General features: G+C 68.9%; 23 protein-coding genes. 20 read left to right on the forward strand and 3 right to left on the reverse strand.

Going from position 1 to position 24,025, the window contains the following annotated elements:
- The first annotated feature begins 11 nt into the window (after window positions 1-11).
- Genes ACZYRS_RS25690 through ACZYRS_RS25705 form a run of 4 tightly spaced genes read left to right on the forward strand, consistent with a single transcriptional unit; the run spans window position 12 to window position 3,990 of the window.
- The gene (locus tag ACZYRS_RS25690; protein WP_463421483.1) at window positions 12-704 is read left to right on the forward strand and encodes a GntR family transcriptional regulator; all 693 of its coding nucleotides are present in this window, start codon (window positions 12-14) and stop codon (window positions 702-704) included.
- A gap of 49 nt (window positions 705-753) precedes the next feature.
- Window positions 754-1,728, forward strand: a complete 975-nt coding sequence (locus ACZYRS_RS25695; protein ID WP_463421484.1) for a Bug family tripartite tricarboxylate transporter substrate binding protein — start codon at window positions 754-756, stop codon at window positions 1,726-1,728.
- A 50-nt stretch (window positions 1,729-1,778) separates the two neighbouring features.
- The gene (locus tag ACZYRS_RS25700; protein WP_463421485.1) at window positions 1,779-3,149 is read left to right on the forward strand and encodes an MmgE/PrpD family protein; all 1,371 of its coding nucleotides are present in this window, start codon (window positions 1,779-1,781) and stop codon (window positions 3,147-3,149) included.
- A gap of 13 nt (window positions 3,150-3,162) precedes the next feature.
- Window positions 3,163-3,990 (forward strand): ABC transporter substrate-binding protein, encoded by an 828-nt coding sequence (locus ACZYRS_RS25705; protein ID WP_463421486.1) that lies wholly within the window; start codon window positions 3,163-3,165, stop codon window positions 3,988-3,990.
- Here ACZYRS_RS25705 and ACZYRS_RS25710 read toward each other — a convergent pair.
- Window positions 3,987-5,300 carry a tetratricopeptide repeat protein gene (locus ACZYRS_RS25710; protein ID WP_463421487.1) on the reverse strand — a complete coding sequence of 438 codons (1,314 nt, stop codon included), beginning with the start codon at window positions 5,298-5,300 and terminating at the stop codon, window positions 3,987-3,989. The two genes, ACZYRS_RS25705 and ACZYRS_RS25710, sit on opposite strands and share 4 nt — an antisense overlap.
- Window positions 5,301-5,308: 8 nt before the next feature.
- Window positions 5,309-5,848: a hypothetical protein gene (locus tag ACZYRS_RS25715; RefSeq protein ID WP_463421488.1), complete on the reverse strand. Its 540-nt coding sequence runs from the start codon at window positions 5,846-5,848 to the stop codon at window positions 5,309-5,311.
- Between the two features lie 159 nt (window positions 5,849-6,007).
- Here ACZYRS_RS25715 and ACZYRS_RS25720 point away from each other — a divergent pair, with 159 nt between their 5' ends.
- The 4 genes from ACZYRS_RS25720 to ACZYRS_RS25735 all read left to right on the forward strand — a co-directional run bounded on the left by ACZYRS_RS25720 (window position 6,008) and on the right by ACZYRS_RS25735 (window position 8,996).
- Window positions 6,008-6,583: an RNA polymerase sigma factor gene (locus tag ACZYRS_RS25720; RefSeq protein ID WP_233101703.1), complete on the forward strand. Its 576-nt coding sequence runs from the start codon at window positions 6,008-6,010 to the stop codon at window positions 6,581-6,583.
- Window positions 6,584-6,605: 22 nt separating this feature from the next.
- Entirely contained in the window at window positions 6,606-7,364 is a 759-nt protein-coding gene (locus tag ACZYRS_RS25725; protein WP_463421489.1) for an anti-sigma factor, read from the forward strand.
- Between the two features lie 28 nt (window positions 7,365-7,392).
- Entirely contained in the window at window positions 7,393-8,154 is a 762-nt protein-coding gene (locus ACZYRS_RS25730; protein WP_463421490.1) for an SGNH/GDSL hydrolase family protein, read from the forward strand.
- A gap of 125 nt (window positions 8,155-8,279) precedes the next feature.
- Window positions 8,280-8,996, forward strand: coding sequence for a tetratricopeptide repeat protein (locus ACZYRS_RS25735; protein ID WP_463421491.1), 717 nt, complete (start codon window positions 8,280-8,282; stop codon window positions 8,994-8,996).
- A gap of 30 nt (window positions 8,997-9,026) precedes the next feature.
- On the opposite strand, the gene opgC is transcribed toward ACZYRS_RS25735, so the two are convergent.
- The gene (gene opgC / locus ACZYRS_RS25740) at window positions 9,027-10,169 is read right to left on the reverse strand and encodes an OpgC domain-containing protein (protein WP_198785736.1); all 1,143 of its coding nucleotides are present in this window, start codon (window positions 10,167-10,169) and stop codon (window positions 9,027-9,029) included.
- 183 nt (window positions 10,170-10,352) lie between these two features.
- On the opposite strand from opgC, the gene ACZYRS_RS25745 reads away from it, so the two are divergent.
- From ACZYRS_RS25745 to ACZYRS_RS25800, 12 genes are all read left to right on the forward strand, one after another.
- Entirely contained in the window at window positions 10,353-16,394 is a 6,042-nt protein-coding gene (locus tag ACZYRS_RS25745; protein ID WP_463421492.1) for an alpha-2-macroglobulin family protein, read from the forward strand.
- A gap of 89 nt (window positions 16,395-16,483) precedes the next feature.
- Complete coding sequence (locus ACZYRS_RS25750) at window positions 16,484-17,128, forward strand: hypothetical protein (protein WP_463421493.1); 645 nt, start codon at window positions 16,484-16,486, stop codon at window positions 17,126-17,128.
- 16 nt (window positions 17,129-17,144) lie between these two features.
- Window positions 17,145-17,534 (forward strand): VOC family protein, encoded by a 390-nt coding sequence (locus tag ACZYRS_RS25755; RefSeq protein WP_463421494.1) that lies wholly within the window; start codon window positions 17,145-17,147, stop codon window positions 17,532-17,534.
- Between the two features lie 18 nt (window positions 17,535-17,552).
- Window positions 17,553-17,909, forward strand: coding sequence for an NIPSNAP family protein (locus ACZYRS_RS25760; protein WP_463421495.1), 357 nt, complete (start codon window positions 17,553-17,555; stop codon window positions 17,907-17,909).
- 71 nt (window positions 17,910-17,980) lie between these two features.
- Window positions 17,981-18,346, forward strand: a complete 366-nt coding sequence (locus ACZYRS_RS25765; protein WP_463421496.1) for a SnoaL-like domain-containing protein — start codon at window positions 17,981-17,983, stop codon at window positions 18,344-18,346.
- A gap of 25 nt (window positions 18,347-18,371) precedes the next feature.
- Window positions 18,372-18,803, forward strand: a complete 432-nt coding sequence (locus tag ACZYRS_RS25770) for a GNAT family N-acetyltransferase (RefSeq protein WP_463421497.1) — start codon at window positions 18,372-18,374, stop codon at window positions 18,801-18,803.
- 125 nt (window positions 18,804-18,928) lie between these two features.
- Window positions 18,929-19,795, forward strand: a complete 867-nt coding sequence (gene blaOXA, locus ACZYRS_RS25775; RefSeq protein ID WP_463421498.1) for a class D beta-lactamase — start codon at window positions 18,929-18,931, stop codon at window positions 19,793-19,795.
- 165 nt (window positions 19,796-19,960) lie between these two features.
- Window positions 19,961-20,875: an SMP-30/gluconolactonase/LRE family protein gene (locus tag ACZYRS_RS25780; RefSeq protein WP_463421499.1), complete on the forward strand. Its 915-nt coding sequence runs from the start codon at window positions 19,961-19,963 to the stop codon at window positions 20,873-20,875.
- 34 nt (window positions 20,876-20,909) lie between these two features.
- The gene (locus ACZYRS_RS25785) at window positions 20,910-21,884 is read left to right on the forward strand and encodes a tripartite tricarboxylate transporter substrate binding protein (protein WP_463421500.1); all 975 of its coding nucleotides are present in this window, start codon (window positions 20,910-20,912) and stop codon (window positions 21,882-21,884) included.
- 28 nt (window positions 21,885-21,912) lie between these two features.
- Complete coding sequence (locus ACZYRS_RS25790; RefSeq protein ID WP_463421501.1) at window positions 21,913-22,206, forward strand: YciI family protein; 294 nt, start codon at window positions 21,913-21,915, stop codon at window positions 22,204-22,206.
- A gap of 67 nt (window positions 22,207-22,273) precedes the next feature.
- Window positions 22,274-23,191, forward strand: a complete 918-nt coding sequence (locus tag ACZYRS_RS25795; protein ID WP_198785747.1) for a LysR family transcriptional regulator — start codon at window positions 22,274-22,276, stop codon at window positions 23,189-23,191.
- Window positions 23,192-23,335: 144 nt separating this feature from the next.
- Window positions 23,336-24,013, forward strand: coding sequence for a hypothetical protein (locus tag ACZYRS_RS25800; RefSeq protein WP_463421502.1), 678 nt, complete (start codon window positions 23,336-23,338; stop codon window positions 24,011-24,013).
- The last annotated feature ends 12 nt before the right edge of the window (window positions 24,014-24,025 follow it).

Here is a 24,025-nt window from a genome sequence, read left to right on the forward strand (position 1 = left end):
GGATTCCCCGCATGCTGCCCTGGCTCGTCGAACCGCCCCCGGACCACCTCTCGGCCGTGCGCGACACCCCGCTCGCGAAGCTGGTGCGCGACGACATGCTGGCCATGATCCTCCGGGGCGAACTGCGGCCCGGCCAGCGCATCAACGAGCCCGACGTGGCCCTGCGGCTCGGCGTTTCGCGGGTGCCGGTGCGGGAAGCCCTGCGCGAACTCGAGAGCACCGGCCTCGTGGTCGCACGCAAGCACGCCGGCGTCTTCGTGCGCGAGCCCACCGCCGACGAAGTGCACGACCTCTACGAGATGCGGGGCCTCCTCGACGGCTTTGCCGGGCGCCGCGCGGCGCGGCTCGACGAGCCCGCGCGCATCGCGCTGGCCGACCGGCTCGACGCCTCCATCACCGCGATGAACGCGGCCTTCGACGCGCACGACGTGCAGCGCTACTACCGCGAGAACCTCAATTTCCACTGGGCCATCGTCGAGGCGGCGGGCAACCACGCGCTGGCCGCGACCTACCGCACGGTGGTGCAGAAGCTGCACCTCTCGCGCCTGAAGAATTTGTCGCAGGACATGGGCATGCGCGCCTCGATCGCCGAGCACACGCGCATCGCCCGGGCCCTGCGCAAGGGCGACATCGCGCGCTGCGAAGACCTGATGGCGCGCCACGTGAGCGACGCCTACGAACGCCTGCAGAGCTGCCGCCGCTGAACGCGCGGCCCGGCCGCCCTGGCTCGAACAACCACCAGGAGACAAGTCCATGAAACGCCGCGCCTTCACCCTCGCCATTCCCACGTCCGCCTTCCTCGGGCTGCACCGCTCCGCGCGGGCGGAGGACTTTCCGGCCAAGCCCATCCGCTACATCGTGCCGGTCGCGGCCGGCGGCGGCAGCGACATGGTGGGCCGCACCGTCACCGAGCGCTGGGGCAAGCTGCTGAACCAGACCTTCATCGTCGACAACCAGGGCGGCGGGGGCGGCGTGATCGCCTCGCAGAACACCGCGCGCGCACCGGCGGACGGCTACACGCTGATGCAGGGCTACGTCGCCACGCACGGCACCAGCCCCGCGACGCGCCAGGTGCCCTACGACCCGGTGAAGGACTTCACCCCGATCGGCATGATCGGCGGCACGCCCAACGTGCTGGTCGTCAACGCCGACCTGCCAGCGAAGGACTTCAAGCAGTTCCTCGACTACGCCAAGGCCCAGGCCGGCAAGCTGAGCTACGGCTCGGCGGGTGCCGGCTCGCTCACGCACCTGACGATGGAGCTCTTCAAGCAGCAGACGGGCCTGCAGATGACGCATGTGCCGTACCGCGGCGTCGCCCCGGCCTTCACCGACCTCATGGGCGGGCAGACGCAGGCCATGTTCCCGGGCCTGGCCGCCGCGATGCCGCACATCAAGTCGGGCCGCGCGCGGCCGCTGGCGGTGACCGGCAAGGCGCGCCATCCGCAGATCAAGGACGTGCCCACGCTCGAGGAGCTGGGCCTCGCGGGCTTCGACGCGATGCAGTGGTACGGCGTGGTCGGGCCCGCCCACATGCCGGCCGCCGTCGTCAAGCAACTCAACGACACGCTCAACACGGTGCTCAAGGCGCCGGACCTGAGCGAGAAGCTCGCGGTCGAGGCCGTCGAGCCGATGCCCATGAGCGCGCAGCAGTTCGGCGACTACATCCGCGCCGACCTCGCGCGATGGACCCAGCTCGCGCGCGATCGCAAGATCGAACTCACGACCTGAATCGCGTCATCCGTTTTTTCCTTCGCTATCCACCAGAGACTTTCAAACCCATGGCCCGCAACACCCAGGTCGCCGCAGACCACAACGCCCCGCCCATCACCCGCATCCTTGCCGAGTACGTCGCAGGCCACGCCTCGCGCGGCTGGAGCGAGGCGGTGGACCACGAGGCGCACCGCACCTTTCTCAACTGGCTGGGCTGCGCCGTCGGCGCCGCCAAGCACGAAGCCGTGGAGGCCGCGCTGGCCGCCGTGCAGGTGCTGCAGCCCGCGCCGCAGGCCACCGTGCTCGGGCGCGCCGAGAAGGTCGACATCGCGAACGCGGCGCTGCTCAACGGCATCACTTCGCACACCTTCGATTTCGACGACACGCACCTGAAGACCATCATCCACCCCGCCGGCCCCGTGGCCTCGGCCGTGCTGGCGCTGGCCGAGCACACCGGCGCGAGCGGCCGCGCGGTGCTCGATGCGCTGGTGCTGGGCATCGACGTGGCCTGTCGCCTGGGCAACACGGTCTACCCCGAGCACTACGACCGCGGCTGGCACATCACCGGCACCACGGGCATGTTCGGCGCGGCCGCGGGCTGCGCGCGGCTGCTCGGGCTGGACGCGGACCGCACGGCGATGGCGCTGGGCATCGCCGCGTCGCAGCCGGTGGGCCTGCGCGAGCAGTTCGGCACCATGACCAAGCCCTTCCACCCGGGTGGCGCGGCGCGCGCGGGCCTCATGGCGGCGCTGATGGCGCAGCACGGCTACACCGCGAGCCCCAGGGCCATCGAGGCGCCGCGCGGCTGGGCACAGGTGGTGTCGACGAAGTACGCATGGAACGAAGTGACCGACGCGCTCGGCGAGCGTTTCGAAATCTCGTTCAACAGCTACAAGCCGTTCGCCTGCGGCATCGTGATCCACCCGAGCATCGACGCCTGCGTGCAGCTGCGCGAGCGCGGCATCGCGGCCGAACAGATCGAGCGCATCGAGCTCAAGGTGCATTCGCTGGTGCTCGAACTCACGGGCAAGAAGGAGCCGGCCGATGGCCTGAGCGCCAAGTTCAGCGTGTACCACGGGTGTGCGGCGGGCCTCCTGTTCGGGCGCGCGGCCGAGGAGGAATTTGCCGACGACATCGTGAACCGCCCCGATGTGGTCGCGCTGCGCCGCAAGGTCGTGGCCACGGTGGACGACAGCATCGACGAGGCCAGCGCCGACGTGACCGCGGTGCTGACCGACGGCCGGCGCGAGCACGTGTTCATCGAGCACGCGATCGGTTCGCTGCAGCGTCCGATGACCGATGCGGACCTGGAGCGGAAATTCCACGGGCTGTCGGATGGCATCCTCGGCGCGCAGCGCACGAGCGAGTTGCTCGCGGCCTGCTGGTCGCTGGGCACGGCGGCCGATGTGCGCGGCCTCGCGGCGCTGGCCCGGCCCTGACAAGGAGAGACTCATGACGCAGTCCAACCGCTTCCACACCATCGATCGCCGCGCCTTCTGTGCCGCAGGCGGGCTCCTGCTGGCGGGCTGCGCCGGCACCACGGGCGGCTCGCAATCGGCCGCGGCGGCGGAACTCGGGGGCACCGGCAAGCTGCGCGCTGCCATCAACTTCGGCAACCCGATCCTGGCCAATCGCGGCGCGGGCGGGGCGCCGAGTGGCGTGTCGGTGGACCTCGCGCGCGAGGCGGCGCGCCGGCTCGGCTTGGCCGTGGAACTCGTGCAGTTCAACTCCGCCGGCAACGTGGTCGAGGCCGTCAAGGCGCGCCAGGTCGACATGGCCTTCGTCGCGATCGACCCGGTGCGCGCGGCGGACATGGAATACACGGCGCCCTATGTGGTCATCGAAGGCGCGTACCTCGTGCGCAACGCTTCGCCGCTGCAGCGCAATGCGGACGTCGACCGTGCCGGCACCCGCGTGGTGGTGGGCAAGGGCAGCGCCTATGACCTCTTCCTCACGCGCGAACTGAAGGCCGCCACGCTGGTGCGCGCGCCGACCTCGCCCGAGGTCACGAACCAGTTCCTCGCGCAGAACCTGGACGTCGCGGCCGGCGTGAAGCAGCAGCTCGAAGCGGATGCCAAGCGCGTGGGCGGCGTGCGCCTTTTGCCGGGGCGCTTCATGGTGATCGAGCAGGCGATGGGCGTGCCCAAGGGCCGGCTGGCCGCGCAGGCGTGGCTCAGCGGATTCATCGAGGAAATGAAGGCCTCGGGCTTCGTCGCCGATGCGCTGAAGCGGCACGGCATCGAGGGCGCCGCGGTGGCGCCCCGCAGGACCGCAAGTTAAGCGGCCGCCTCCGGCGCCGGCCGCAGCAACCAGCGCACTTCCTGCGTCTGCTCGCTGTCGGGGTAGCGCGACTCCAGCGTGGTGAGGATGGGCTTGGCCATGTCGGCGCGCCCCAGGCCCTGCACCAGCGCGCGGGCCGCGAGTTCGTAGGCCTGCGGGATCGCCTCGTTGCCACGGAAGCGGCGGTCGAAGCCCGAGAGCAGCGCGAGCGTCGCGTGCGCATCGCCGTTGCGCCATTCGGCCCGCGCCATCGCGATCACCATGGCCGCATCGTCGAGCGCGAAAGCCTTGTCCTTCTCGCGGCACAACTTGAACACCTTGAGCGCTTCGGACGAGAGGTCGCGCCGCATCAAAAGCGGAATGAAGCGCCTGGCCTGGTCGAGCATCGTGCTCTGCTTGTCCGGCATCATCGCGAGCACGCGGTGGTAGCGGCGCTGCGCGGCCAGGTCGTCGATCGCGGCGGTGCGCTGCGCCTCGTAGGCCGTGCCCAGCGCGGCGGGCAGATCGCCTTCGGTGATGAACTGCGCCACCTCGGCGTCGATGCGCTGCGCGGCGATCTGCGCGGGCGAGCGGCGGTCCACCGGCATGCCCTCGCCCGTGCCGGCGCCGGGCACCACGTCGATGCCGAAGGCGTCGTGGTGCTGGTACATCACGTAGCCCAGCAGGCTCGCCATCACCCAGCCGAAGTAGATGAACGCGAAGTTGATGATCGGCAGGATGATGCGACCGTCGAACATCGGCAGCACCATCGAGATGGCGATCTGCGCGCCCGTGCTCAGCAGGAAAAGGAAGAAGCACAGAAGCGCATACGGCCAGCCGATGGTACGGATCGCATCCATCACATGGCCCGGGTTCATCGCCTGGAAGAAGCTGGACGACTGCACCAGCACGATCACCGCGGCCGGGAAGGTGAAGGACATGACGAACAGCGCCACCGTGCCCAGCACCGGCTCGTACCAGGTGAGCCAGGCGATCAGCACGCCCTGCACCAGCGAGATCGCGAAGAGCTTCCAGGGCAGGTAGGTCCAGTCGTCGCTCGATTCGCGCGCGAAGTCGGCCGACTGCCAGATGCCGCGCGCGCCGAGCGCGGTGATCTTGAAGCCGTAGCGGCTCGCCGCCAGCATGATGCCGATCTCGATGATGACGAACGCCAGCGCGTCGGGCAGGAAGAAGATCGCCTCGAAGAGCAGGCTGCAGAACGACAGCACGAGCCCGTAGGCCAGCGGCCGCAGCTGGAGGGGAAAGGCGAAGAAGCTGTTCAGGCGATGCCAGAACGGCGGTGGGGGCGGCAGCGAATCCTGGTCGATCATGACTGCCCTTATTTGCGGAAGAACTCGCTCTGGCTCATCGCGCCGCGGCCGCCCACGCGCACCACGGTGGCCTCCTCGGCGTGCACCAGGCGCACCTGGCCGAGTTCGCGCTCCAGGCGCTGGGTGAAGCTGGTCTTGAACTGCAGGATCGACTCGCCCATCTTGAGCACGTTGGTGCCCTGCACGGTGGCGCTCTTGCGGTCGGGCGCGAGCTCCACGCTGTCGATGTGGTAGTCGTACTCGATGGCCATGATGCTGCCGACATGGTCGCTCACGGTGCGCAGCTTCTCGAAGGTGCGGTGCTGGGACTCGCAGGCCTCGTCGCGGTTGTGGGTGGTTTCCACCGTCTTGCCCATCATCGTGGTCTTGCTCTCGATGACGGCCTTGCGGCTCAGCTGCTTGCACAGCTTGTCGGCGTCGTTGGCGGAAATGGCGCGCGCTTCCTTCTGGTAGTAGTCGCGCACCATCGGCTCGTCCAGCTTGCGGCCGCCGATAAAGAAGTACCACGCGCCCACGCAGAGCACGATGACGATCGCTAGTTGCTTCATTCCCGCCTCCCCGCGCGAACGCGGCCCCGCTCCGATTTTGCGGGGCAGTATACGTTAACGAATGTTTCTATAAATCGGATCGGCAGCCCTGTTGTTTGAATCCGGCAGCCCGGCGGGGCCGTATCTTGTCCATGCCCGCCGATGCCCGACAATCCGCCGATGACAGCACCCAGCCCCGACGCCGAACTGATGGCGCTGATCGATCGGATCGGCCATCGCGACGAAGCCGCCCTGCGCCAGCTCTACGACCGCACCGCCCCCAAGCTCATGGGGCTGGCGATGCGCGTGGTCCGGCAACGCGAATGGGCCGAGGATGTACTGCAGGAGGCGTTTCTCACGGTCTGGCGCGTGGCCGGCGACTACCGCGCCTCGCTGAGCCCGCCGCTGGCCTGGCTGGGGCTGATCGTGCGCAGCCGCGCGCTCGACCTCCTGCGCCGCCGCACCGCCGACCGCGCCCAGCTCACGCAGGAGTTCGACGAGCTGATGGCCGACACCCTCGAATCCGATGCGCCCAACCCCGCCGACACGGCCGATGCGAGCGAACAGGCCTGGGCGCTGCACCAGTGCCTGAGCCAGCTCGAAGGCAAGCAGCGCGAGGTGGTGAGCCTGGCCTACCTGCGCGAGATGAGCCATGGCGAACTGGCCGAGCAGCTCAAGCTGCCGCTCGGGACGGTCAAGACCTGGATCCGGCGCGGTCTCGAGAAATTGCGCGTCTGCATGGGACGCTTTGCGTGACGGTGAAGAAAGTAGCTCCCTCATGAACCTCACCGCCCACCCCGAACTGCTCGAACTGCTGGCCGCGAGCCACGCGCTCGGCACCCTGCGCGGCGGCGCCCGCCGCCGTTTTGAAACCATCGCCCGCGAACAGGCGCCGGTGCGCGCCGCGGCGCTGGTCTGGCAGGGCCGGCTCGCGAGCATGACCGAGCTGCAGAGCCCGATCGTTCCCGACGCCGCCGTCTGGACCCGCATCCGCAACATCATCGACGCCGAGAAGGCGCAGCACGCCCTCGAACGACAGCGCGACGACGCCCACGCCCGCGATGCCGCGAGGCCACAGGGCGGGTGGCTCAGCAGCCTCGCGCTCTGGCGCGGCGCCACGGCCGCCGGCGCGCTGGCGACCGTGCTGGCGGTGGTGGTCGGCCTGAACCTGCGCGACCAGCTGGTCAATGCGCCGGCCGTGCAGTACGTGGCCGTGCTGTCCGACGACCAGGCCGCCGCCTCGCTGCTGGTGACCTTCGATCCCCGCAAGAAGCAGCTCGTGCTGCAGCGCGTGGGCAGCTACAGCGAAGGCACCGACAAGTCGCTGCAGCTGTGGGCCCTGCCGCCCGGCGGCGCGCCGCGTTCGCTCGGCGTGCTCGACAACGCGCCGGCGTTGCGGCTGGCTGCGTCAGAATCCGATGTGCACCAGGTGCCGACCCTGGCCGTTACCCTGGAAGCCAAGGGCGGCGTGCCACCGGGCAGCGGCCCGAAGGGTCCGATCGTCTTCAAGGGCGCCCTGATCGAAAAAACCATCTGACCTGATTTCTGCCTTTCCGATGCCTTCGATGAAATCCGCGCTGGCCGCGGTCGCGCTGCTCATGGCGGCGCTCGCCTCCCACGCCCAGACCGCCTCGGCCGCCTTTCCCTACGAGGCGGACGGCGCCACCGCCGCGGACGCCTCCTCCGAATACCTGGCCGCCAAGGCGCGCTGGCACAACGAGCTCGCGGCCTTCGCGCGCGCCGACCAGGAGCGCCTGCCGCCTCCGGGCGGCGTGGTGTTCGTGGGCAGCTCCACCGTGCGCATGTGGACGCGCCTGTCGCAAGACTTCGCCCGCGTGCCCGGCGGCGTCGTCAACCGCGGCTTCGGCGGCTCCACGCTGGCCGACTGCAGCCTCTTCGCCCGCGAACTGGTGGTGCGCTACAAGCCCCGGCAGGTGATGGTGTACGCCGGCGACAACGACCTGGCCGAAGGCCGCACGCCGCTGCAGGTGCTCGACAGCTTCGCGCGCTTTGCCAACGCGGTGCGCGCCGAGTTGCCGGACGCGCGCATCAGCTTCATCTCGGTCAAGCCCAGCCCGTCGCGCGAGCAGCTGATGCCGCAGATCCGCGAGACCAACCACGTGGTCTCGGCCTACCTCAACCTGCTGCCCAACAGCGAATTCATCGACATCTACACGCCGATGCTCGGCGCCGACGGCCGGCCGCGCATGGAGCTGTTTCGCGGGGACAGGCTGCACATGACGGACGAGGGGTACCGGCTGTGGCAGTCGGTGATCGCGTCGCACCTGCCGGGCGCGTCGGTGCCAGCCGCAGCCGCCCTGCCCTGATCGCCGCCGGACCGCGGGCGGACACACGCCCTCGCTAGACTCGCGCCGGGCTTGCGCGGGCATCCATCCTGCGCGATCGATAAAAACATCGCCGCCTGGCGCGGCAAGAAAGAGCCTCGATGGTCATGAAATTCTTCGCGGCGATCCTGCTGTCGCTGCTCGTGTCGGCCTGCGCAACGCAGCCCCAAACCACCAGCCCGCCCCCTTCCGTTGCGGCCGGAAAGACGGTGGATGCCGGCGCGCCGCTGGTGCAACAGGCCGGCGCGCTCATCGCCGCGAAAAAGCCCGCCCAGGCCCTGCCGGTGGCCGACCAAGCCATTGCTTACTACGAGCGCACATACCGCAAGAGCGCGACGCTCGTGTACTCCGCACGCTGGCCGACCGAGAGCATGCTCTACGTGGTGGAGGGGCTCAATGCGAAGGCGGACTCGCGGGTGTACGGCATCGAATGGGGCTTTGCCTATTTCCTCAAGGGCTTCGCGCTGGTCGACCTGCATCGCTTTCCCGAGGCCCGGGCCGCGTTCGACGAGGCGATCAAGCTCTCCCCGCGCAACTCGAAATACCTCTCCGAGCGCGCGGAAGTCGATATCGCAGAGCGCAACTGGCGGCCGGCGCTGGAGATGTTCCAGAAGGCCCTGGAGGCGGCAGAACTCTCCCCGCCCGAGGTCAAGACAGCGGAGACCACGCGCGCGCTGCGCGGCATGGCGTTCGCCCAGATCGAACTGGGCAACCTCGATGCGGCCAAGGCGCTGCACGAGCGCGTGCTCCAGCTGGAGCCGGGAAACGAGAAATCGCTGAACGAGCTGCGCTACATCCAGCAGCAGAAGGCGCGCAAGAAGTAGAAGTGCAGCAGGGCCTCGGCGGCGCCCCGCTCAGGCCGGCGCCGGGCTCGAAGGCACATCGTCCGCCGGCGGCGGCACATCGGCCCCGCGCGTGAACCGCGCCACGACATACATCCCCGCGAACACCGCCAGAAGCAACAGCCCGTCGCCCCACCACGGCCGCGCGGTCTGGCTGTCGCCGTAGAAGGCCAGCACCAGCAGCACCGCCACCAGGTGCGCGCAGAACACCGGCAGCGACGCCGAGCCCATCGCCTCGAGCCAGTGCAGCCGCGGAATCCGGCGCATCAGCCAGGGCCCGAAGCGCACCGCCAGGATGCCCAGCGCCACGAGGTTCACCAGCCGCAGCGGGCCGAGCTGCCACTTGTCGAACAGCAGGTTCAGCTCCACGTCGCCGCCGAACGGCGCCTGACCGTTGATGCCGGTGTGGCGCCAGTAGATGCCGTAGAGCGCGATGCCCGCCGCCAGCGCGAGCAGCCACCACGGAAAACGCAGCGGCCGCGCCTGCGGCCCGCTGCGGGTGGCACCGATGCACAGGCCCGCGAACCAGAGGAACTGCCAGGCATATGTGTTGAAGGCGCCCATCTCGTGGAACGGCACCGGCACGTGCAGGTAGTGCACCGCCAGCCCGTAGATCCATTCGCTGATGCCGAACTGCGCCGCCGCCCACACGGCGACGCTGGCCACCATCACCAGCGTCCAGCCGTGGCGCATGGCGAAGGCCAGCACCCAGGGGCTCATGAGCATGAAGAAGATGTACATCGGCAGGATGTCCAGCAGCGCCGGCTCGTAGATGAGCAGCAGCCCGAACAGGAAGCCGTCGCGCGGCTCCGCCAGGTAGTACGACACCAGGTTCTTCACCGCCGGCTGGTCGATGTGCAGCCCGAGCGCGGCGATCACGGTGAAGAGGAACAGAAGGATCGCCGCCTGGCACAGGTAGACCTTGACCACGCGGCGCCAGAACGCGATGCGCATCGAGTCCACCCCGCGGGCGTAGCCGATGCGGCTGTAGACCAGCCCCGCCACGAAGGCCGACAGCAGCACGAAGCCCTCGGCCGCCGAGACGAAGCCGAAAGGCTGGCCCAGCGGGTCGGTCAGGCGGGTGGGCAGGTGGGTGACGGTCATCAGCACGAGCATCAGCCCGCGCAAGGCGTCTATTTCCCAGTAGCGTTTCATCGGTCGGCGGCGAGGTCTTGGTGGCGGTCCGCGCGGCGCACGCACGACGGGGGTGGATTGTAAGAAGGCTGATGTAAACCGCGCCTGACCGGGGGCGCAGCTGCGAACGACATATGACCGTTGGCACTGCCGTTCTGAAGCACAAATCGGCTACGCTGCGCGCTGCCCCAAGGAGGAGATTCCGTGACCCGTTTCGTTCCCTCAGTGCTCCTGGCCGCGAGCGCGCTGCTCGCCGCGCCGAGCTTTGCCCTGCAGATCACCAGCTTGACGCCCCAGGGCGAAGTGTCGCGCGTACGCCAGATCGTCGCCAAGTTCGACCAGGCGGCCGTCAACTTCGGCGACCCCAAGGCACCCGCCCCGCTCTCGGTGAGCTGCACCGACGCGCAGGCCGGCAAGGGCACCGGCCGCTGGACCGACGCCAAGGCCTGGGTCTACGACTTCGAGAACGACCTGCCGCCCGGCGTGCGCTGCACTGTCACCCGCATTCCCACCTTCAAGCCCAGCGCGGGCGGCGAGCTGACCGGGCCGGAGCGCTACCAATTCAATAGCGGCGGCCCGTTCGTGCGCAACTTCATGCCGGGCACCTACGCCCGCATCGACGAGCAGCAGATGTTCGTGCTCGAGCTGAACGGCGCGGCCACGCTGGAGAGCGTGCGCCAGAACGTGTGGTGCGCGGCCGACGGCGTGGGCGAGCGCATTCCGGTCAAGCTGCTCGAAGGCGAGCAGCGCGCGGGTCTCCTGAAGGCCTTCAGCCGCGACAAGGCGGCCGAGAAGGAGCCGCTGCGCTTCATCACGATGCAGTGCAACCGCACGCTCACGCCGGGCGCCAAGGTGCAGGTGGTCTACGGCAAGGGCGTGGCCACGCCCTCGGGCGTGGCCAACAACGTGGAGCGCCGGCTGGACTACCAGGTGCGCGAGCCCTTCGCGGTTTCCTTCACCTGCGAGCGCGAGAACGCGCAGGCCGCGTGCCTGCCGCTGCGCCCGATGCAGCTGACGTTCAATGCGCCGGTCACGCGCAAGCTGGCCTTGCAGATCGAACTCAAGGGCGACGGCAAGACGACCAAGGCCCAGATCGCCAACGAAGGCGGCACGCCGAGCGACGACGACGTGGTCAACGGCGTGTACTTCGGCCCGCCGCTGGCCGAGAGCGCGCAGTACAGCATCGAGCTGCCCGCCAAGTTCGAGGACGCCTCGGGCCGCCCGCTGGCCACGCCATCGAGCTTTCCGCTGAAGGTCGCGACCGGCGCGATGCCGCCGCTGGCCAAGTTCGCCGCCTCGCCCTTCGGCGTGATCGAGCGCCTGGCCGAGCCCGACACCCCGGCCATGATGCCGGTCACCGTGCGCCGCGTGGAGCCGCAGCTGATGGTGCAGGCGCTCACGCCCGGCAAGGTGAGCGACATGAACCCCAAGACCGACGCGGAAATCATCGCGTGGTACCGCAAGGTGCGCCGCTACGACAACAGCTACGTGGTCAACCGCGACGTCGCGCGCAAGGACGTGAAGGGCGCGCTGCCCCCCGTCATCGACAAGGACGACCGCACGACCGTGCAGACGCGCATGCTGTCGCTGCTGGCCGGCCAGCCGGGCGTGAAGGCGCTGGACATGCCCAAGTCCGAGGCGGGCGACCCACGCCCGTTCGAAGTCATCGGCATCCCGCTCACGCCCGGCTTCCACGTGCTGGAGATCGCCTCGCAGAAACTGGGCGAAGCGCTGCTCGACGAGCGCTACCCCGCCGGCCGCACGATGTACGTGCGCACCACGGCGCTGGCCACCAACCTGGCGGTGCACTTCAAGCTGGGCCGCGAGAACTCGATGGCCTGGGTCACCACGCTGGACAAGGGCAAGGTCGTCGCGGGCGCCGAGGTGCGCGTCTCCAGCTGCGACGGCAAGGCCGTGGCCACCGGCACCACCGACGCCAACGGCATCGTCACGCTGCAGGGCGTGTCGCCGCAGGCGCCCAGCTGCAACGGCCCGAACGAATACGACAGCGGCGCCTGGTTCGTGAGCGCCCGCGCCAAGGACGACAAGGGCGTGGAAGACCTCGCCTTCACCTTCAGCGACTGGCAGCGCGGCATCGAGCCCTGGCGCTTCAACGTGCCCACCAACCTGCAGCCCGAGCCCGACCGCATCGCCCACACCATCTTCGACCGCACGCTGCTGCGCGCCGGCGAGACGGTGTCGATGAAGAGCCTGATCCGCACGCAGACCAGCAAGGGCTTTGGCCTTCCGGAGAGCCGGCCCGACACGCTGGTCATCACCCACACCGGCAGCGGCCAGCGCTTCACGCAGCCGCTGGCCTGGCGCAAGACCGCCACCGGCGGCTTGAGCGCCGAGAACACCTTCCCCATTCCGCCGGCCGCCAAGCTCGGCGTGTACGAGGTGATGCTGCGCAGCGGCGGCGGCAAGGACGCCAACGGCGACAGCGAAGAAGGCGACGGTGACGAAGGCGGCGGCGGCAGCCGCAGCTTCAGCACCGGCACGTTCCGCGTCGAGGAGTTCCGCCTCCCCGTGCTCGAAGGCCGCATCGCGCCCACCGAGAAGAAGCCGCTGGTGGCCGCCACGAGCGTGCCCACCGACGTGCAGATCAACTACGTGGCCGGCGGCGGCGCGGCCAACCTGCCGGTGCGCGTGTCGGCCATGGTGCGCGGCAAAGCCCTGAGTTTTTCCGACTACGACGCCTTCAGCTTCAACCCGCCGCGCGCCGAACAGGGCGAAGGCGCGCAGGCCGCGTCCGCGGCCGACACCGCGGGCGCCGACGAAGACATCAACAGCGCGAGCGACACCCGCGTGATCGCCGACAAGCTCGCGCTCACGCTCAACAAGGACGGCGCGGGCAAGGTCACCATCGACAAGGTGCCCAAGGTCAAGGCCGCGCGCGAGCTGCTGCTCGAGGCGACGTATGCCGACCCGAACGGCGAGGTGCAGACCATCCGCAGCACGCAGACGCTGTGGCCCGCGTCGGTCATCGCCGGCATCAAGACCGAGGGCTGGGTCTCCACCAGCCAGAAGCTCAAGTTCCAGGCGCTCGCGCTCGACCTCACGGGCAAGCCCCAGGCCGGCGTGACGCTCAACGTGCGCGCCGTGGCGCGCATCACCACCACCAGCCGCAAGCGCATGGTGGGCGGCTTCTACACCTACGACAACAAGACCGAGACGAAAGACATCGGCACCGTCTGCAGCGGCAAGAGCGATGCGCGCGGGCTGCTGCTGTGCGAGTCGGAGCTGAAGGAAGCCGGCGAAGTCGAACTCATCGCCAGCGCCACCGACGGCGAGGGCCGCGACGCCAAGGCCGTGAGCTCCGTCTACGTGACCAAGCAGGGCGAACTCTGGTTCGGCGGCGAGGACAACGACCGCATCGACGTGCTGCCCGAGAAGAAGAGCTACCAGCCCGGCGAGGTCGCCAAGTTCCAGGTGCGCAGCCCCTTCCGCTTCGCGACCGCGCTGGTCTCGGTGGAACGCGAGGGCATCATCGAAACGCACGTCGTGCAGCTGGACGGCAAGGACCCGACGGTCACCCTGCAGGTCAAGCCCGAATGGGGCCCGAACGCGTACATCAGCGTGCTGGCTCTGCGCGGGCGCCTGCGCGAAGTGCCGTGGTACAGCTTCTTCACCTGGGGCTTCAAGGCGCCGCGCGAGTGGTGGACCGCCTTCTGGTACGAGGGCAAGGAATACGTTGCGCCCACCGCGATGGTCGACCTGAGCAAGCCCGCCTACCGCCTGGGCATGGCCGAGATCCGCGTGGGCACGCGCGCCCACCAGCTGGACGTGACCGTCACGAGCGACAAGCCCAGCTACCCGATCCGCAGCAAGGCGCAGGTCACCATCACCGCCAAGCTGCCCGACGGCAAGCCCGCCGCCGGCGCCGAAGTGGCGCTGGCCGCGGTCGACCAGGCCCTGCTGGAGTTGATGCCCAATGACAGCTGGAACCTCCTGAACGCGATGCTCCAGCGCCGCAGCTGGGGCGTGAGCACCTCCACCGCGCAGATGGAAATCGTCGGCCGGCGCCACTACGGGCGCAAGGCCGTGCCCGCGGGCGGCGGCGGCGGCAAGGGCCAGACGCGCGAACTGCTGGACACCTTGCTCGTGTGGAACCCGAAGGTGGTGCTCGATGCCAACGGCCAGGCCGTGGTGACGGTGCCGCTGAACGACGCGCTCACCACCTTCAAGATCGTGGCCGTGGCCGATTCGGGCACGAGCCTCTTCGGCACCGGCCAGGCCAGCATCCAGGCCACGCAGGACCTGCAGATCATCAGCGGCCTGCCGCCGCTGGTGCGCGAGGACGACCAGTTCCGCGCCCAGATCACGCTGCGCAACACCACGCAGAAACCGATGAAGGTCGAGGCCACGCCGCGCGCCACGCTGCTCACGCTGGAGACGCAGACCGTGGACATCCCGGCCGGCGAAGCGCGTGAAGTCGCATGGACCGTGACCGCGCCCGCGCAGCTCGCGCAGACGCGCGCCGAAGCCATCCTCTGGGAAATCGAGGCGAAGGACACCCTCGGCGGCGCGCGCGATGCGCTCAAGGTGCGCCAGCGCATCGTGCCCTCGGTGCCGCTCACGGTGCAGCAGGCCACGCTGGTGCAGGTCGACGGCCCCTTCACGCTCGACGTGGCGCCGCCCGCCGACGCCCTCCCCGGCCGCGGGGGCCTGAAGCTCTCGCTGCAGCCCAAGCTCGCCGAGGGCCTGCCGGGCGTGCGCGACTGGTTCGCGAACTACCCCTTCATCTGCCTCGAACAGAAGACCAGCAAATCGGTGGGCCTTCGCGACGCGAAGATGTGGCAGGGCGTGCTCGCGACGCTGCCGACGTACCTGGACAGCGACGGCCTGGCCAACTACTTCCCGCCGCGCGACGGCGAGGCCAACCGCGGCAGCGACATCCTCACTTCGTACCTGCTCGCAGCGACCAACGAGGCCGCGCAGCTGAACCCCGCCTTCGCGCTGGCCGACGACGTGCGCGCGCCGATGGAGTCGGGCCTGATCGCCTTCGTCGAAGGCCGCATCACGCGCGAGTTCTGGAGCCCGCGCAAGGACCTGGATGTGCGCAAGCTCGCCGCGCTGGAGGCGCTCTCGCGCTACGGCAAGGCCAAGGGGAGCATGGTCGGCAGCATCACCATCGCGCCGAACCAGTGGCCCACCAGCGCGGTGATCGACTGGCTCAATATCCTGAAGCGCGTGAACGACGTGCCGCAGCGCCAGCAGCGCCTGGACGAGGCCAACAACGTGCTGAAGGCGCGCCTGTCGTACCAGGGCACCAAGCTCATCTTCAGCACCGAGCAGGACGACTACTGGTGGTGGCTCATGACCAACGGCGACGTCAACACCGCGCGCCTGTTGCTCAGCGTGATGGACGACCCGGCCTGGAAGGACGACATCGGCAAGCTCGCCAACGGCTTCATCGGCCGCCAGCAGAACGGCGCCTGGCACACGACCACCGCCAACCTGTGGGGCGGGCTCGCGCTGGAGAAATTCAGCAAGGTGTTCGAGAGCACGCCGGTGGCCGGCGTCACCGCCGCCACGCTCGGCGCGGTGAAGGCGCAGGTCGACTGGAGCCGCGTCGAGCGCGTGAAGACCAGCGATGCGGCCGGCGCACCGAACCAGACCACCATGTTCGGCGCGCCCGCATCGCCGGGCAACCTGAAGAACAACACGATGTTCCTGCCGTGGGCCACGGCCGCGAACTCGCCTTCCGGTGCACCGGTGCGAGACACCCTGCTGGTGACGCAGCAAGGCACCGGCAAGCCGTGGCTCACGCTGCAGTCGCTGGCCGCCGTACAGCTGAAGGCGCCGTTCGCCGCCGGCTACGCGATCAAGAAGACCATCACCCCGGTCGAGCAGGCCACCGCGGGCAAGTACACCCGCGGCGACGTGCTGCGCGTGAGCATCGAGGTGAACGCCAGCGCCGACATGACCTGGGTGGTGATCAGCGATCCGATCCCCGGCGGCGCGACCATCCTGGGCGGCGGCCTGGGCCGCGACTCGCAGATCGCCACGCAGGGCGAGAAGAAGTCGGGCGCGGGCTGGCCGGCCTTCGAGGAACGCAGCTTCGAGGCCTTCCGCAGCTACTACGAGTACCTGCCCAAGGGCGTGGTGAAGATGGAGTACACGGTGCGCCTGAACAACGTCGGCGACTTCGCGCTGCCCCCGAGCCGCGTCGAGGCGATGTACGCGCCCGAGATGTTCGGCGAGGCGCCGAATGCGCGGGTGAAGGTGGAGGCGGCGAAGTAACGACGCAGTGAGACGTGGTGTAAGGCGGGCCGTCATCCCGCCTTCATCTGTCCTCTTCACCATCGCGGCGAACAACAACTGGAGGACCCATGGGCCTGTCCATTTCCCTCGGCATCCTGGCCGATCTGATCGAAAACGACCCCGAGAGCGCCGAGCGCTTCGAAGAAGATTTTGCGGTCGTGAACCGCAAGCTCGCCGAGGCGGGCCTGCCGCCGCACGTGGAGCCCCGCGCGCTGCCGCCGCTCGATTCGCGCGCGCAGATCGACGGCCTGCCCTACTCGTTCATCCACTACCTGCGCCGCGCCTACGCGCACCGCGTGACGACGCCCGGATGGACCGCAACGCCCCTGCCGGAAGACACCGACCCCACGGAAGACGAAACGCTCGAAGACGTGGCCAGCACCTTCGAGAGCCACCTCTTGTGCCACTCCGACGCCGAAGGCTTCTACGTGCCGGTCGACTTCGAGGAGGTGATCTTTGCCGAGGAAGACGAGACCGACCTCCCCGGCGGCATGCTCGGCTCGTCGTACCGCCTGCTCGAAGAACTGGTGCTCGTCGCCCCGGCCCTGGGCATCGCGCTCACGGACGGCCAGCTGTCGGACGAGGAAGCCGCGCGGCTGGGCGACAGCATGGGCGACGACGAAGGCCTCTACCGGGAGATCGAATCGTGGCTGGTGCTCTATGAATCGGCGCGGTTGAGCATTGCGCACAAGACGGCGATTGTTTTCACCTGATCGATCGGGCCCACCGATGCCCCGCCACCTCGCCACCGTCACCCTCCTCGTCCACGACTACGACGAAGCCATCCGCTTCTTCACCGAGGCGCTGCGCTTCGACCTCCTCGAAGACACGCCGCGCGGTGCGGGCAAGCGGTGGGTGGTGGTCGCGCCTTCGCGCAACGCGGGTGCCACGCTGCTGCTCGCCAAGGCTGCAGACGACGCGCAGAAGGCGGCGGTAGGCAACCAGGCGGGCGGCCGCGTCTTCCTGTTCCTGCAAACGCAGGACTTCGCCGCCGACCACGCGCACATGAAGGCCCACGGCGTCCGCTTTCTCGAAGAACCGAGGCACGAGCCGCATGGCACGGTGGCGGTCTTCCAGGATTTCTGCGGCAACAGGTGGGACCTTCTCCAGCCCGCGTGAGCCCAACGAAAGCCCGCCATGAACCGCCTCCTCGAAATCCGCACCTACCGCCTGAAGCCCGGCACGCTCGAGGCGTTCGACAAGGCCATGCGCGAGCGCGCCGTGCCGATGCTGCGCAGCAAGGGCATGGACGTGGTCACCTGTGGGAAATCGGACCACGAGGAAGCCACCTACCACCTCGTTCGCGCCTACGACAGCCGCGAGGCGCTGGAAGCCGAGCAGGCGGCGTTCTACGGATCTTCGGCGTGGCGCGACGGCCCGCGCAGCGCGCTGGTGGACCGCATCGAGACCTATGTCAACACGCTGCTGTGGGTGTCGCCCGAGGGCATCGACAGCATGCGCGCGCTCAACGATCCGCACCCCGAAGATAAGTAGCCGCAGCCGGATGCGCGGGCCTAAACTCCCGCCTCTGTCATCACCCCTTCCGCTCATCACAGGAGAACCGCATGAACATCCAGGAGATCGCCGACAAGCTCGTGGCCGTGTGCAAGGCAGGAAATTTCGAGGACGCGCTCGTACTCTACGCCCCCGACGCGGTGAGCGTGGAGGCTGGCGGTCCGCCCGGCCAGTCGCGCGAGGCGGTCGGCCTCGCGGCCATCCGGGCCAAGGGCGAGTGGTGGGTGGAGAACCACGAGGTGCATTCGATGCAGGTCGCGGGCCCGTGGCCGCATGGCGACCGCTTCATCGTCGGCTTCAAGATCGACGTGACCATGAAGGCCACCAAGCACCGCTTCACGATGGAAGAAATGGCGCTCTACACCGTCAAGGACGGCAAGATCGTGCGGGAAGAATTCTTCTATTCGATGGGCTAGCGCGGATGCGCGACGCGGCGTTGCCATGACCCTCGAATGGCGCCACACGCTCGAGGCGCTCGACTGGAACGAGCTCTCGCGCCTCTACGAGATCGCCCCGCTCGGCCACAAGAAGCCGGCCGACCTGCAGGTCGTGTTTTCCAACAGCCTGTTCAAGTGCCTCGTCTATGACGATGGCCGCCTGGTCGGCGCCGGTCGCGCGGTGGCCGACGGCCTGGACTGCTCGTACATCTGCGACGTGGCGGTGCACCCCGACCACCAGGGCGCGGGCCTGGGCAAGGCGATCGTCGCGAAGCTCGTGGCGTTCTCGCGCGGGCATCGCAAGATCATCCTGTACGCGGTGGCCGGCAAGGAGCCCTTCTACAAGAAGCTGGGCTTCAGGCGCATGCGCACCGCGATGGCGATCTTCGGCAACGAGCAGCAGGCGCGCGAGCGCGGGTTGATCGACGACAGCTGAACGAAGAAACCCGGGCGGGCGGCGTGACAGCCGTTACGCCCGTGACGAAGCGCAGGGCCGCCTGCGTTGTGAATGGCCGGCGTGCGCCAGATGATCCGCACCTTCCCTCACACGCAGCACACGACATGCCCCTGCTTCCCCCGCCTTTCACGACCCACACGCCCCGCGCCCGCCGCAGGTTTCTCGCACAGGGCGGCTGCGGCCTGCTCGCCGCGCTCGGTGCCACGCGCTTCGCCGATGCGGCCGCACCCGTCGCGCACATCGAGGAGCGCCCCGACCTCGCCGTTCATTTCAAGGACGCCGGCGTGCGCGGCACCTGGGTCGTGCTCGACAGCGCCACCTCGAAGCTCACCGTGGTCGACCGCCAGCGCGCCGAGCGGCGCTACAGCCCCGCCTCGACCTTCAAGATCCCCAACAGCCTGATCGCGCTGGAGACCGGCGCGGTGAAGGACATCGACGAAATCCTCCCCTATGGTGGCGGCACCTACAAGCGCAAGGAGTGGGAGCGCGACATGAACCTGCGCGACGCGATCCGCGTCTCGCACCTGCCGATCTACCGCGGGGTGGCGCGCCGCATCGGCCTGGCGCGCATGAGCGAGTGGATCGCGAAGCTGCACTACGGCAACGAGTCGCTGGGCACCGAGGTCGACCAGTTCTGGGTCAACGACAGGCTGCGGATCTCCGCCGCCGAGCAGGTGCGCTTTTTGATGCGGCTCGCGCAGCGCAGCCTGCCGATGTCGATGCGCACGCAGGACATGGTCCACGAGATCACGCTGCTGGAGAAGACGCCCACGCACGCCCTGCACGGCAAGACCGGCTGGTACGAATCGCCGGGCTTCTCGCTGGGCTGGTGGGTCGGCTGGGTCGCGCAGGCGAACGGCAGCGTGCAGAGCTTTGCGCTGAACATCGACATGCACGGCGAGGCCGACGTGGCCAAGCGCATTCCGCTCGGGCGCAAGCTGCTCGCGCAGATGAACCTGCTCGCGGCCTAGCGATTACGCTGCAAGCCCCCAGCGAGGGAATGACTTTTAATCATTTCTCGCATGAGTTAATTGTGATTGAAGCGCAGCGGCCAGACCGCTATCTTTGGCGCCTAAATCATTAAGAGACAAGGCTTTTTCCGGAGTCACGCACATCGGAACGGGTCGCGCGAGATCATGAAAATCCTGGCCGAGGGTCTGCAATTTCCTGAAGGCCCGGTGGCACTGGGCGATGGCTCGGTGGTGCTGGTCGACATGCGCGCCGGGCGCATCGTGCGGGTCGCGCCGGATGGGCAGATGCACACGGTGAGCGACTGCGGCGGCGGCCCGAACGGCGCCGCGATCGGGCCCGACGGCGCGCTCTATGTCTGCGACAACGGCGGCAGCGCCTATGTGCCGGGCCGCTTCACCTCGACCGGTCCGGCGCCCGGCTACGAGGGCGGCAGCATCCGCCGCGTCGATCTGGCCAGCGGTGCGGGCGATGCCATTGCGACGCTCTACACCCACTGCGGCGAACACCGGCTCTCATCGCCCAACGACCTCGTGTTCGACGCGCACGGCGGCTTCTACTTCACCGACTTCGGCAAGAAGCATGCGCGTGCGCGCGACAGCGGCGGCGTGTACTACGCGCTGCCAGATGGCTCGCGCATCGTCGAGGTGGCCTATGGGCTGCTGTCGCCCAACGGCATCGGCCTGTCACCGGACGACAGGGTCCTGTACGTGGCCGAAACCGAGACCGCGCGCCTGTGGGCCTTCGACATCGTCGCGCCCGGCGTGGTCGACAAGCACCCGTTTCCTTCCCCGCACGGTGGGCGCCTGGTCTGCGGGCTGCCGGGCTTCCAGCGCTTCGACAGCCTGGCGGTTCAGGCGAACGGCCATGTGTGCATCGCCACGCTGGTCACGGGCGCGATCTCGGTCGTCGCACCCACCGGCGAACTGGTGCGACAGCAGGTGTTTCCCGACATCTACGTCACCAACATCTGCTTCGGCGGCCCGGAGCTGCGCACCGCTTACCTGACGCTGTCGGCCACCGGCCAGCTCGTGTCGCTGCCATGGCCCGAGCCGGGCCTGCGGCTGCATTTCAACGCCTAGCCCACCGCCCACCACCTACCACCCGGAGAACACCATGAACCGTCGAGAACTCATCACCGCACTGGCGGGGGGCTGCGGCGCCAGCCTCCTGGGCGTCATGCCTTCGCACGCCGCCAGCCCCTACCCCAACCGCCAGGTGCGGGTGGTGGTGCCCTTCACCGCCGGCGGCGGAACCGACGTCGTCGCGCGGGCGATCGCGGTGAGCATGTCCGAATCGCTCGGGCAGACCTTCTACGTGGACAACAAGCCCGGCGCCAGCACGGTGATCGGTTCGGAGTACGTGGCCAAGGCGGCGCCCGACGGCTACACGCTGCTGGTGGCGAGCGTGCCGCACGCCACCAACCCGTCGATGATGAAGAACCTGCCGTTCGACACCGTCAAGGCCTTCGCGCCGGTGAGCCTGGCGGTGCAGTCGCCCTTCATCATGGTCGCGTCGTCCACCTCCTCGATCCATTCGATGGACGAGGCGCTCGGCCAGGCAAAGTCGCGGCGCCTGTCGTTCGCCTCCACGGGCAGCGGCACGGCCGACCACCTGTCGATGGAACTGCTCGCGCTGCAATCGGGCGTCTCGATGACGCACGTGCCCTACAAGGGCACCGGCCCGGCCCTGGCCGACGTGATGGGCGGCCACGTCGACCTCATGTTCGCCAACGTGGTGGCCGCCGGGCCGCTCGTGAAGTCCGGCAAGCTGCGCGCCCTCGCGGCGTCGACGGCCAGACGCTCGGCATCGCTGCCCGAGGTGCGCACGGTCGCCGAGATCAGCGGCAAGCCCTTCGACGTGAGCGCCTGGACCGGCGTGCTCGCGCCCGCGGGCACCGATCCGGCGGTCGTCGAGCGGCTGAGCGCCGAGGTGCGCAAGGCGCTGCAGACGAACGTCACGCGCGAGGCCCTGGTGACCAACGGCGCGGAGCCCGTGGGCAGCACGCCCGCGCAGTTCCAGGCCTTCATCGCGCGCGAGATGCAGACCTGGAGCGCCATCATCGCCAAGGCCGGCATCACGCCGAGCTGATCCGTCATCGAACAGCCCGCAAGCCCCCATGCCATTCGCCATCATCGCCCTCGACAAGCCGAACGCGCAGGCGCTGCGCGCGGCGCTCAAGCCCGCCCACCTGGACTACCTCATCGCTCGCCAGCACATGATGCTGGCCGGCGGCGCGCTGCTGGACGCCGACGGCCAGCCGATCGGCGGCCTCATCGTCGTGGACACCGACGATCCGCAAGCAGCGCAGGCCTTCGCGAGCGAAGACCCTTTCAACAGCGGCCAGCTGTTCGCCTCCGTCGAGGTGATGCCTTGGCGCCAGGCGTTCTTCGACAAGAAGCGAACCCGATAACCGGGCTCGCATTGCGCGAGCGTCATCGCAGGGCGCGTTGCGGGCAAAATGCCCCGCAGGTGCCCTCATGAATACAAGATTTGTCGAAGCCTTCCTCTGGGCCGCGCGGCTGGGCAGCTTTCGCGCGGCGAGCGACCGGCTTCACATCACGCAGGCGGCGGTGTCCAACCGCGTGGCTTCGCTGGAAGAAGACATCGGCGCGCGCCTCTTCGAGCGCGACGCGCGCGAGCTCAGGCTCACGCCCGTGGGCGTGCGGCTCATGGACTACGGCGAGCGGCTGCTCGAGCTGCGCCGCGAGATCGTCTCGCTCGGTCGCCCGCGCGGCGACATCCTCGGGCTGGTGCGCATCGGTGCCATCGAGACGGTGGTTCACACGTGGCTGCTGGGCTTTCTGACCAACCTGCGCTCCACATATCCAGGCATCGAGGTGCAGCTGACTTCCGAGACCACGCTCGCGCTGCACCGGGGCCTGCGCGAAGGGGCGCTCGATATCGCGCTGCAGACCGACCACATCGCCGGCGCGGGCATCGTGAGCACGCCGTGCCTGCCGATGCCGATGGGCTGGGTCGGCCCGCCCGGCGCCGAGGGCACGCAGACCGTCGAGCAGCTGCTGCGCCAGCCCGTGCTCACGATGAGCCCCGGCTCGCAGCCGCACGAGGCGCTCAAGAACCTGTTTCGCGCGGCGGGCATTCCTCTGGGCAAGGTGCACTGCGTGAGCTCGATCTCGGCGCTCGCGCGGCTCGTGAAGGCGGGCTTCGGCAATGCGCTGGTGCCGCTGCCGCCCTGCTACGAATACGTGGCCATTGGCGACGTGCGGATCATCGAGTGCGATGCGCTCATCTCGCCGCAGCGCATCGTGGTGAGCCACCTGGAAGCGGCCGACTCCGACGCGATCCGGCTCGTGGCCGAGTTGGCCTGCCGGGCCTCCGACCAGTTCACGACCTCGGCAATCGCACCAACCTGGAGCGCGGCTTCAGAGGGTTAACCCTCAAAACGGCGCATTCCGGCCCCGAAAAGGGGCCAGTAATTCTTGTGGCTGTCGCCCAAAAAAACTCGTTTGTGACAGTCCGACCTCGCGACGGAAGATCGCGCCTTCAATTTTCGAAGGCCCGCCTCCTCTTCCGCCGCCATGAACACACCTGACCTTTCCTCCTCCGCAGCGAACGCGAACGGCATGCTCTTCGTCGCGTCCGACGTCGAGCCGGCCGACGAGGCCGACTTCAACCGCTGGTACGACAGGGAGCACGTGGAAGAGCGCGTGCGCATCCCCGGCTTCCTCTCGGGCGCGCGTTATTTCTCGCTCGAAGGCGGGCGCAAGTACCTGGGGCTGTATCGCACCGAATCGCTGGCCGTGTTCGGCTCGCCGGGCTACCGCGCCGCGTTCGAGAAGCAGACGCCGTGGTCCATCGCCAACCTCGACCGCATGCGCCAGCCGATCCGCCGCGTGTGCGCCGTGCGGGCGGTGACGGGTTTCGGCAGCGGCAGCCATGCGGTCGTGCTGCCGCTGGCGGTCACCGGTGATGTCGAGGCGCTCGCCGCGCGCGCCGCCGCAACCGGCCGCCAGCTCGCCGAACAGGCAGGTTTCGTGCAGTCGTACCTGCTGGCACCCGACACCACGCTCAGCACGCCGCTACCGCGCGAAGCCACCGAAGGCCGCGTGCTGCAGCCGATGCTGGTCGTCGAAACCAGCAGCGTTGATGCAGCGCGCACCGCACGCACCGCCGCAGCCATCGCGCTCGACGCCGACCCGGCCACCGGCTGGCTGCTCGCACTCGGCTGGAAGCTGAGCGCGGCCGAGCTGAACTGATCACGTCTCCTC

It is taken from the genome of Variovorax sp. AC194 (assembly GCF_979257995.1).